An 11186-nucleotide genomic window follows, 5' to 3' on the forward strand; every position below is an offset into this window, starting at 1 on the left:
CAGGACTTCTCAAAAACTTTTGAAGAATGTAGATGGAGAAAGGCTTAGATGGCATAAGTGATTCAGAGGAAATTCGCGCTCTAATCTATCGCGAATTTGCTCAAAAACCCTTATGTTACCTAGATTTTCCTCATCTTACGCTCCATGAACTTTTGAGAAGTCCTGTTTTGGAGGTGCAAAGGTTGAAATCCATTGTATGGTTTCTCATATTAGCCCTTCTACCGATATGGGGTTGTGGCTGGGGGGATGAGACGAAGGAGGAACCCAAGAACTTCGATGTGTTCTACTACAGTCAGACCGACTTCACCGTGGAAAGCGTTGAAGAAGCAGAAAGGGCTTGGCTCTCGATGGAGAAGTATCCTGAGGTGGATTACGTCGGTGCCGAAAGGTCATATGTCGCCATCGTTTTCATGCATCCCTTCTCGGTCGGCCCGTTCGATCCCGCCGCGGCCGAATGGGTGGGGATCGTCACCTCAATCCCTCAAGGTGATGAGCCGGTGAAGGCGGCGATTATCAGGCTGGATTACCAATCGATGGAGCTCAAGAAGTCGTATAAGATGCTCCTATCCTCCGGTCCGCTCATCTCCGTCTCTGAGGCGGCTAAGATCATGGAGGGGAACCCCCAATACGGGGGGATGATCGGATGGAGGGTGGACGAATCCAAGATCGTTGAGTTCGGCGGCAATTACATCTACTCCTATCCGGCGAGCGATCTAGGTGGGGTGATAGTCGTCAACGGGTATGCCTCCAAGGTGATCTTCTCCGCAACCTCCATATGGGATGGCATGGGGAAAGTCCTAATTCCGGGGGAGTGATCAAGCATGAGCGAGGTGATCGTTCGGACACCATCCAGATTACACTTCGCCCTGATGGATCTCAACGGATCTCTAGGACGGATCGACGGAAGCGTGGGAGTGGCCCTTGAGAGGCCCGGCTTTAGGATCAGGCTCCGAAGGCGTGTCCATGGCCTTTCCATAGAGGGCGACAAGGCTCCGCCTTTCGCCGATAGAATCGCCCATATCGCCAACATGATGATGGAGAGATTCGATCTCGGCGGCTTGGAGGTGATCGTCGAGGAGATCATCCCGCCACACTGGGGGCTGGGATCAGGCACGCAGATCTCGTTGGCTCTTGCTCATGGGATCGCACGGCTATATGGAGTTGAGCTATCGAGGGAAGAAGCGCCGGTGTTGGTCGGCAGGGGCGGAACCTCAGGGATAGGGGTTGCGGCCTTCTATGAGGGAGGTTTCATTCTCGACGGCGGCCATCGATTCCCGGATCAGAAATCATCCTATCTCCCATCCTCCGCCTCGAAGGGAACACCTCCTCCGCCGGTCATACTGAGAAGGGATTTTCCCGATGAGTGGAAGCTCCTCATCGTTATTCCTCCTGGCAGACATGTCTCAGGCGATGAGGAGGTCAAACTGTTCACCTCTCTCTGTCCCGTGCCGCTATGTGAGGTTGAGAAATTATCACATATAATCCTGATGGAGATGCTCCCAGCCCTGATAGAGCGAGATCTGGATAGGTTCGGCGATTCGATAGATAGGATCCAAGAGGTGGGATGGAAACGGATAGAGGTGGAAGCTCAGGAAGAGGTGGTTCGCGAGACGATGAGATTCCTTAAAAGAGAGGGAGCCTTGGGCGTAGGGCTAAGCAGCTGGGGGCCGACCCTATACGCTGTATCACGTGACCCAGAATCCCTCTTCGAAAAGACAGAAAAATTCTTGGGTTCCCTCCCAGGAGAGGGTATCTGTTTCCTGGCCGGCCCGAATAACAGCGGAGCCCTTATATCGGGATGATCATCTCATCCTACCAGGTCTCTGTCTTCCTTGAGGTCTCGTACGGCGTAGCTCCCCCCGTGGTTGCGGCGGAAACGGCTGGCCGTTATCGAATATGCCGGTGAGCGTGAACATCAGCTGAGCCCTGATCGGCACGATCTTTAGAGCAGCCTCCTCCAATTTCTGAATCTTAGCCTTGCTCTGCATAAGATCTTTCCGGAATTTGTCCAGTGCGGCTTTGATCTCGTCTTCAGAGGCGTTTCTGTTTCTGGCGAGCTTTCTCAGCTCCTTCAAGCTCTCCTGTGATTTACGTCGTGCCTCGATCTTCGCCATCACGACCTTCTCGACAGCTTTCTTCTGCTCCTCATTCAGCTTCATCCTCGACATGATCCTATCCAGCATCTGCTTGACCCTCTCTTCAGGTGGTGGAGGCGTCGGGGATTTACGCAGAACCTCCTTGCCCGGACGTGGGGGTTGAACCTGCTGGACTTGGGCGACAACCAGAACGGTGAAAAGGGATAAAGCTGAGACCAAGGCTACAACGATTAAAAGCTTTCCCTTCATCTCATTCACCTCTACCTTTCCTCATTATACATTGAACCTCTCGGCAATCTATAGACGGGAATGATGCTCTATAAGTTTAATCTCACCACATCCGTCGCAGCTTTTCCCTGCTGATCAATATGTATTCGTAATCCCTTGAGAAGACCTCCAGCGTAAAGGTTCCGTCGTATTCCGCCTCTTTGAACCACTTGATGACGCTTTCCCAGGGTATTCCTCCTGCGCCGATGGGTAGATGCAGGTCGGAGCTGCCGCCCATGTTATCGGAGAGGTGGACGTGCTCCAGTCTATCCCTGAAGTGCTGGAGGAACAACCTCGTTTTGTTCTCCCTCGTGTTGAGATTCGCGTGGCCCACATCCAGGAGAAATCCGACATCCTCAATCTCATTGAAGAGACGTTTCAGCTCATCCACCTCATTGAAGAGCCTCGGGGTATTCTCGATCATGATCTTGATCTCATATCTTTTGGCCTCACGGGCAATGATCTTCATCATCCTTATATTTCTCTCTATCGCCCGCGCTCTACCCCAAATGCCCGCCGAAGCCTCATCGGGATGGACGGCCATCCTTCTGACATCAAGCCTATCCAGAAGCTCCATACATTTGACGAGTTCGTCGATGGAAGCCCTGACCAAGCTGGAATATGGAGAGGTATACGGCAGATAATAGGCCGTATGTCCTATCACCTCCAGCTTATATTTCGCTATCAGATCCCTGAGGGCGTCGAGATCAACTTTGTCCGGATGGGCGTTAGGAGGTTCAAGGGTGAGATCGAGGAAATCGAAATTGTGTTTCCCCGTCCAATTTACCTCGCTAATCAGATTCCTCATAGGATTGTTCATTCTACCTATCTTCATCGTCTCCCCTGGTTAAGGTAAAATCGCCAGCTTACCAGCTATCGACTTGGTTTTCCCCTTCTCCAGATACATCTTGACCGTGTAGATATACACCCCAGGCGATACCACTCCACCACCTGGTGATCTGAGATCCCATTTCTCTCGGGAGGTTCCGTCACGATGGACGATCTCACGAATGATCTGGCCCGAGGGGGCATATATCCTTATAAGGGCTTCGGCGGGAAGGTTTAGGAACGTCACGTCGTCGTTTGTAGAGAGAGAACACGGATTCGGTGCGACAAAGACCTCATCGATATCAGGCGAGGGAGGAGATGAGAGGGAAGGAACGTAGATCTCCACCGGTTTCGTCGGATTGCTCCTGATCCCTCCCTCGCCGACCGCCGCAATGGCATAGAAGTAATCGTTCCCCGGAAAGACATTCCTATCCAAGAAGGAGGTGGAATCAGCCTTGACGGTAGCTATAGGCGTCCAAGGTTCATCGCCGGTTCGGTTTCTGAGGATCAGATATCCGAGGAGGTTAGATGATTCCGATGGATCCCATGAAAGCTCGATACCACCCTGCTTGAGTCCGGCACGAAGCAACGATGGAGGATGGGGTTTCGGAACGACTTTGACGCTCACCTCGTCCGACGTGTATTTCAATTCTCCTTCCATGGTTACGGGTCGTATGACATATGTGTAGGTTTCCCCCTTCTGAACCTCATAATCCTTAAACCTTGCGGCGGATATCGTTCCACTACTGATCATGGTGAAATCCTTATCCCCCTCCGATTTACGATAGATCCTATATCCGGAGACTCTGGGATCGATCGGCGGTTCCCACGAAAGCTCCACATATCCCTTCTCTCCTACCGCCTTCACCATCTCAGGGATAAACGTCATCCTTCTAGCCATCTCGGCGTTGGATCGCAGCTCATCGAGCGATCCGCCCGCCACGAAGGCGAAGATCACCGTCTTGGGCGCTCTGGTTTCCAAGTCATACGGCCCTATCGATATCAGAGAGACGTAATTGCCGGGTGCAACGCTTCTCTCCACCCTCTTCCCACTCATCAATTTGAATCTGTTAGCATCCAAGTAGATGCCCCCCGAATACGGTATAACTCTATGTCTGTTAAGCTTACCCTCTATCAGGATAACGCCTACATATGTATGATCGGTCCCATCGGAGCTATCGGCGTCATGGAAATAGGAGAGATTCAGATCGGGGTCCCAATCCACCATGTCCAGATTCAAATTACCCGATCTGTCCATATCGTCAACATCCCAGTTGGTCAGGATACCCAACAAAAGCCCTTTGATTCCGAGGGGATTGAGGTTTGTGATGGTGAGCTTGACCAGCACGAATCCCCCGGGTTTCGTCCATGAATAGCTCATTTGATCCACCAGTATATCCATGTTTTTCCCATCGGAAGCCTTATATTGCGCCGTTATCACCTGTCTTCCGGCTTCATTTTCGGCATATGAGATGGCGCCGACGTCAGTTGGTTTCCATTCCCCTAGCATCAACTTCCCCGTATTTGGATCGATATCGACGGAACTCGCGACGAAGTTCTCCGAATTCCCCGCCCACAGCTCGGATATCGGTTGAAGATAGGTCTTGGCCGTCGGTTTGGAAGCGGGATAGCTGAAGGTCGAGTTTATGCTGTTGTGGGAGAAGTTCATAAATGCGCCGAAATCGGTGAGGTCCATGATCACATCGCCGTTGTTATGTGAGAGCGAGTGCTGGGCGTAGGCGGATGATGAAAGGATTAAAATCGACAGCAAAAAAAGGCCGGATCTCATGATTATCCCTCACTCTGTGGTTGACGAGGATTAGGATACAATAGCAGCGGATCAAAAATCAAGGGTTGTTGACAATCGTGGAAGTTTTAATGTATTCTTAAGTCACACCAATCCGATGAGGTGTAAGAGCGATGGAATATATCATCCAGATCGCCTTCTTCGTCATAGCGGTTGCGTTGATCATCCTTTCCAGATCGATCTGGATCGCCGTGCCATCGGTCGCCATATTGACAGCTATTAATCTTCTTATCATCCGGTATGAAAGGATGAAAAGATCGAAGATCGAGGATGAGATGGAAAGGCGGAAGTCAGCCCTTGAAAGCTTTTTGGCTTCCGTTATAAGCAATATATCACACGAATTCAGAACCCCTTTGACTTCGATAATAGGATATGCCCAATGTATCGTCCAAGGGCTTGACGGAGAGGTGACCCAGGAACAGAGGAGAGATTTGGAAAGGGTTATCGCCAATGCGGAGGATCTCCTGAGGATGGTCGACGACGCTTTGGAGCTCTCGAAGATAAAGGCCGGAAAGCTGGAGCCGAAGTTTGAGCCTCTGGAATTCAAATCCGTCCTGAAAGAAGCGCTTGAAACCATTGAGCCGATGGCGAGGGCAAAGGACCTAAAGATACGGGAGGATATCCCGGAGAACCTCCCCGCCGTTTTAGGTGATAGATTGAAGGTGAAGAGAATACTGCTCAATATACTTTCAAACGCTGTGAAATTCACCCAGCAGGGGGAAATCTCAATCTCCGTCAGGGTCGATAATCCGTTTCTGGAGATCTCCATCTCCGACACCGGTCCGGGAATACCTAGGGAACTACAGGAACATATCTTTGATGAAACGAATCGTTCCGAAAATACGGGTTTCGGCTTGAACATAACAAAAGAGCTCGTCGAGACACACGGCGGGACAATTGAGGTGCAAAGCCAGCCTGGGGAGGGAACTACGGTCACCTTCACGCTTCCCATCATAACTGAGAGGCTTCGAGAGGATGTGCTGAGAAATCTGGAGAAGAGGTTGGATGAACATCAAAGGGAGATAATACTCAAAATATACGACTGGCTTAAGGAGGGGAGCTGGTATGGCAGCTCGAAGGAAAAAGGTTCTGGTGATAGATGACATCGATGATGATATAAGAATCATCGAAAAGGGGCTTAAGCCCTTCGACTACGAGGTGCTGAAAGCCAAAAGCGGGGAAGAGGGGCTTAGAATCGCTAAGGTGGAACAGCCGGATGTCATCCTGCTGGATATCATGATGCCAGGAATAGACGGATATGAGGTATGTGAGGAACTCAGGGCAGATTATGCTACGAGGGATATCCCAATACTCTTCGTCAGCGCCAAGGTCGAAACCTCCGATATAATCGAGGGATTTCAGAGAGGAGGGGATGACTACATAACGAAGCCTTTCTCACTCCAGGAGCTCGCCGCCAGGGTGAACGCCGCCATGCGAATTAAGGAACGTCAGGATAACCTGAAAATGATGAGTATAACCGACGAGCTAACGGGACTATACAACAGGAGATATCTCAACGAGAGGCTAACCGAGGAGATCGAAAGGGCGAGGCGATATAAATATCCGATCTCATGCCTGATGCTAGATCTGGATCACTTTAAGAACGTGAACGACACTTACGGCCATCAGGTCGGCGATCTGGTGCTGGAGGAGTTCGCCAAGATACTGAAGGATTCAACCAGGGTGGTGGATATCATAGCCAGATATGGAGGTGAGGAGTTCCTGATCGTCCTCCCGATGACGAACCTTAAGGGCGCCCAGACGTTGGCGGAGAGAATCAGAAGAAACGTGGAGTTACATCGCTTTGCGAAAGACCTCGCCCTCCCGGTAACGGTGAGCGTCGGCTGTGCCCAGCTTGATCCCACCAAAGGCGATGAGATGGATCCGGAACTCCTGATCAAGCTGGCCGATAAAGCCCTTTATGAGGCGAAGAAGAGACGAAATACAATCGCATGCGCCTAGATAGTCCTTAAGGAGGTCAGCAAAATCGAACTCAGAAAGAGCCGCCGCCTTCTCAGCTTCTCCGTCGTTTCCAGGTTATCCTTTCCTCTGCAGATCACCAGATCCGCTTCGACAAGGGCGTTTAGAAATTCCCTCCTGGCCTGAAACAGGTTTACCCCCGGCATCCGGGAACCGGATGAGATCACAGAGATACCTCTTATCCCCATCCAGTATCGGATTTCAGAAAGCTCCTCCGCCGTCACGCACGTTTCAACCGGAAGTTCCTTCCCGGCTACCACCACATGAAATCCCCTCTCCGCCAGCTTTCCCGCCAGCCATATATCTTCGACCCCATCTCCCTCTCGACCGGAGAGGATGAGGATATTTCCTCCTGATGTATCAAGCACCTCCGTGATCTCCTTCAGTTCTCTCTTCCCACCGCCGTCCTTCACGAATTTAAATCCCTCCTCTCTAAGCCTTCGTTTCTCGAGGAGATAAGGATCTGGATTTCCGGTGGTCAATCGGATGATCTCAGAGATGATACCCCTGAGCTCCTGAGCGGTCAGCTCCTCGATCCCATCTATCCCCATAAGATCGCTCAGGTTCTGGCGGACGACGGCAGCCAATTTGGGATTACGGGTCGAGCGCTGTATGAGGTTTTCCATCATATTATCCGGTCGATCGGAGGTGAACGAGCCCGGCGTATATTCGCCATCTACCAGCTCATCCATCAGATCCAAAGCCATGTCCTCCCGCAACCACCTTCCCAATTTCAGGTTTGAGAGATTAACGCCGGAGGGAATCACGGTATATCGGGCCTCGACATCCCGCAGTCTAACACCCGATCTTATGATGACGTTTTCAAACCTGCAATTGACGATCTCGCTTAAGACCTTCAAACCGGATATCGGCTCTCCCAAGGGCGGCCGGATCGGATTCGAGTCGAAGATGGTATTATGAGCCACGACATCCTTCAGTCCGACTCTATCGCCGAGTCGGGTGTTTCCGGTAAGGATCGAGTTCTCGATCCGACAATAGTTGCCGATGCGGACTTGAGCTCCTATATGCACCCTGCCTAGAAGATAACAGGCTCTGCCTATCCGATATCCGGGCTCGGCGGTTATCCTGGCTTCAGGATCGACCCTGGCCCCTCTATCGAGGAACTTCCTGCGATTTGTTCGGAAGATCCTGGATTCCCCTTCCATTACGGCCGACCAGCGGTTAACCCCCGGTGGGATCGAATTACGGTAGATGTATGCGTTGGTTTTCAACCCATCATCGTAGAAAATCCGGATGAGATCGACATGATGTAGCTCACCTTTGAGATGAGGCTTCAACCTATCAAGCCTCCTGAGAACCTCCACCCTTTTGGCAATGGTTATCCCGGTATTGGTGTATCCCTCGCCTTTATCGAACCGGCGTAACATCTCCCCGCGTTCATCTTCATTCATCTCCGCCCATTCCCGCGTTCCGATAAACCTGCCTGATCCGTCGAAGAACAGTCCGCCTTTACCGACCACAGTCTCAGGCTGTTTACCGCAGAGAGTTATATCGGCGCCCTTTACGATGTGATCCACCAGGGTCAGGAGGAACATATCCCTTTCCAGGAAAGATTCATCTCCGAAGGCGACGCCGATCAGATCGGCATCGATCTTCTCAAGGATCTCTGCTGCCGCGATAAGAGCTCCACCAGTGCCGTTTGGGATCTTCTGAACCGCTATGATCGCCTCCCTGCCGATCAATCTTTCCGCTCCCTCCATCTCGATTCTCCGCCTTATCTGTGGGTTAACGACGACGATCGGCGGTCGGGTTCCCGGGAGATGTCTCAGGGCGAGCTGAAGGACGTTGCTCTCGCCGAACCAGATATCGATGTTCTTGTTCAGGATGCTTTCCGGATCGATTCTCGTTCCCCTACCTGCCGCCAAGACCACCCACTGGGGATCGATCATCCTGTGTAATTCCTCAGGGCTTTCCGGCTTGAGCCGTTCTGAGACAACCGAGATAAGCTGGTCGGCGATCTCCTCCTCCAGATCTTCCGGCACTCTCACCCCTAAAATATCGCTCAGCTCAGCTTCGATCTCCTCTATTCTCATCCTTTATCTCCTTCAGAAGGCCGAGCCGGGAGAATATGAAATCCGTCAATACCCCCCATCCCAGCGGTATGATAAGACACAGGATCACGTAGATCGGCTTTGGGATATCCATCGCTTTCCTCCGTTCAATCTATTATGACCATATCTCCTGAGATCGGATAGAACTCATCCGCCAGACCTTTAAGCTCCATAGAGGTGTTACGTTCGAAACCATAGACCTCGACGGCTATCCCATTTTTCTGGAGCATCTCGACAAGAGGGCAGAAGTCGCCGTCCCCGCTGACAAGGGCGACCACGTCGAGATCATCTATCATCGATATGATATCTATGGTCATACCCACATCCCAATTCCCCTTTGCGGACCCGTCGCTTCTGACGGTCAAATTCTTCGACTTCACCCTATATCCCTGATACTCCAGGAAGGATAAAAAGGAGGATTGGTCTATCTCGGGGTTATACACCACATAGGCGTTGGCTGTTACCAGGATCCTATCGCGGACGACCACATCGAGGAGCTTCGCATAGTCCAACTTGCCGTTGTAGTTTTCTCTGGCGGCGTAGAACATGTTCTGAACGTCCACAAACACCCCTACTCTGGGTTTATCCCTTCTGCTCCTTTGCGGTTTGGAGTGGGTCTGACGTGATTCCCTGAGCCGTTTCAATTCCTTTGAGAGGGATTCCCTTTGGGATCGAAGAAGCGAGATGTGGGATTGGAGCTCATTTATTCTATCCTGATACTCATTTCTTTCCCTTTCGAGTCGCTCACCCACGGTTTTGAGTGCGACTTCTAACTTGGCTTTTTCGATCTTCAGCTCCTCGTACTCACGGGATATCCCCTCCATCTCCCTTAAATCATGCTCCATCTTTCGGTTTTCCCTTTCGAGCTCATGGCATCTGGCCCTTAACCTTTCCACTTCTTTCTGTTGATCGGAGAGCGCCGCCAGTTTTCTCTCGAGTTGAACCACCTTTCTTCTGAGGTCAGCCCTTTCACGGGCGATCTCATCTGAGAGGTGTCTTTGCTGGGTCAACCTCTCCTGAAGCTTTTCGGCCTTCTCCTGCAGGATCTCCTCCTTCCTCCTATCCTCTTCGATCTGCTCCTTCATCCTATCCAGGGCCCTGGTGAACTCCTCATATCCGTAGCGGAGTAGGACGGTGGCCAACGCTATAGGCAGTCGAACCCTCATGAGATCGTCATCCGGTATCCCTCTGGGCGGTTTGAAGGAATCGATTATTCTGGCCAGCTTTCCTTCTCTCATCTGTTCCTCCAGCTCGATTAAGATCTCGTCGATCTTGCTCTCTTCCTCATCCTCCTCGGTTTCATCCTCCTCTTCCATCTCATCATCATCCTCCTCAAACAGTCGTCCTAAGATATCCTCCAGTTCCCCCTCGCTCTCATCCAGTATCTCGTTAATCTTCTCCCAGAGCTGGACGGCATATTCATTTATCTCGCTTCTGGGATCTATCAGCATGGATATGATCATGCTGGATCCTCTCTCAGGACCTTCGCTCATGATCCTTTCAACGGAATACACCTTTTTAATCTGTTTAGCTGTCATGTTTGAAAGGCTAAGCGATTCTCCATCGATTTTCTTCAGTAGATATTTAGTTATATTCAGTCCGCTATCGGGATCATCCAGGAATCGCTTAGCCAGATCTTCAATCAGGATATCGACCGGGACGGTACTGGTTCGAACGCCATCGTATCTGAGATCGCATTTATTAGCCAGCGATTTTATCTCGTCCTTGCTCAACATCCCTCTGATGAGAAAGCTTATTATCTCCTCTGTCACCGATTTCCTGAGCTTTTTGTATATATTTTTCTGCTTGGCCATCTTTTCACCTCCGGAGCATGATAAAGGATGTTATTCGCTCTTATTTCCCTTGAGTGTAGTATCTATGGCCAATTGTCCGCCGTCCATAGCTCAACCGTCATTTGTAGTCATTAAGTCATTCGGCTTCGCCGTCATTAATGACTACAAATGACGATAAATGACGACAAATGACAATAAATGACCTATAAGCGGCGGACTAGCTACCTGACACTTTTAAGGGAAGTAAGGGATCAATCGGATTCTGAGCCTCTCTCCCGGTGCTAACATCCTCTCCACCATATTATACCCTATCCTGAAGATACTGAAATCCCTCCTATCCCTA

General features: G+C 50.9%; 10 protein-coding genes. 4 read left to right on the forward strand and 6 right to left on the reverse strand.

What is annotated here, in order from left to right; all coding sequences use genetic code 11:
• The first annotated feature begins 182 nt into the window (after window positions 1–182).
• Together J7M22_06050 and J7M22_06055 are read left to right on the forward strand one after the other, a co-directional pair.
• Window positions 183–815 (forward strand): hypothetical protein, encoded by a 633-nt coding sequence (locus J7M22_06050; protein MCD6506170.1) that lies wholly within the window; start codon window positions 183–185, stop codon window positions 813–815.
• A gap of 6 nt (window positions 816–821) precedes the next feature.
• Window positions 822–1802: a hypothetical protein gene (locus J7M22_06055; GenBank protein ID MCD6506171.1), complete on the forward strand. Its 981-nt coding sequence runs from the start codon at window positions 822–824 to the stop codon at window positions 1800–1802.
• Here J7M22_06055 and J7M22_06060 read toward each other — a convergent pair whose 3' ends face one another.
• From J7M22_06060 to J7M22_06070, 3 genes are all read right to left on the reverse strand, one after another.
• Entirely contained in the window at window positions 1803–2345 is a 543-nt protein-coding gene (locus tag J7M22_06060) for a hypothetical protein (GenBank protein MCD6506172.1), read from the reverse strand. It lies immediately after the preceding gene.
• Window positions 2346–2427: 82 nt separating this feature from the next.
• Window positions 2428–3198: a sugar phosphate isomerase/epimerase gene (locus J7M22_06065; GenBank protein ID MCD6506173.1), complete on the reverse strand. Its 771-nt coding sequence runs from the start codon at window positions 3196–3198 to the stop codon at window positions 2428–2430.
• Between the two features lie 12 nt (window positions 3199–3210).
• The gene (locus tag J7M22_06070) at window positions 3211–4980 is read right to left on the reverse strand and encodes a fibronectin type III domain-containing protein (protein ID MCD6506174.1); all 1770 of its coding nucleotides are present in this window, start codon (window positions 4978–4980) and stop codon (window positions 3211–3213) included.
• 131 nt (window positions 4981–5111) lie between these two features.
• Between J7M22_06070 and J7M22_06075 the strand changes: the two genes are divergently transcribed.
• Both J7M22_06075 and J7M22_06080 read left to right on the forward strand, forming a co-directional pair.
• A complete protein-coding gene (locus J7M22_06075) occupies window positions 5112–6101 on the forward strand; it encodes a HAMP domain-containing histidine kinase (protein MCD6506175.1) in 990 nt (329 codons plus the stop codon).
• Window positions 6064–6960, forward strand: coding sequence for a diguanylate cyclase (locus J7M22_06080; protein ID MCD6506176.1), 897 nt, complete (start codon window positions 6064–6066; stop codon window positions 6958–6960). Before J7M22_06075 ends, J7M22_06080 begins: the two co-directional genes overlap by 38 nt.
• Here J7M22_06080 and J7M22_06085 read toward each other — a convergent pair.
• Genes J7M22_06085 through J7M22_06095 form a run of 3 tightly spaced genes read right to left on the reverse strand, consistent with a single transcriptional unit; the run spans window position 6957 to window position 9874 of the window.
• Window positions 6957–9032 carry a hypothetical protein gene (locus J7M22_06085; GenBank protein MCD6506177.1) on the reverse strand — a complete coding sequence of 692 codons (2076 nt, stop codon included), beginning with the start codon at window positions 9030–9032 and terminating at the stop codon, window positions 6957–6959. The genes J7M22_06080 and J7M22_06085 overlap by 4 nt on opposite strands.
• The gene (locus J7M22_06090; protein MCD6506178.1) at window positions 9007–9144 is read right to left on the reverse strand and encodes a hypothetical protein; all 138 of its coding nucleotides are present in this window, start codon (window positions 9142–9144) and stop codon (window positions 9007–9009) included. The genes J7M22_06085 and J7M22_06090 overlap by 26 nt, the downstream gene beginning before the upstream one ends.
• A gap of 13 nt (window positions 9145–9157) precedes the next feature.
• A complete protein-coding gene (locus J7M22_06095) occupies window positions 9158–9874 on the reverse strand; it encodes an NYN domain-containing protein (GenBank protein MCD6506179.1) in 717 nt (238 codons plus the stop codon).
• Window positions 9875–11186 lie beyond the last annotated feature (1312 nt).

It is taken from the genome of Candidatus Poribacteria bacterium (assembly GCA_021162805.1).
In the GTDB taxonomy this organism is placed as follows: domain Bacteria; phylum Poribacteria; class WGA-4E; order B28-G17; family B28-G17; genus JAGGXZ01.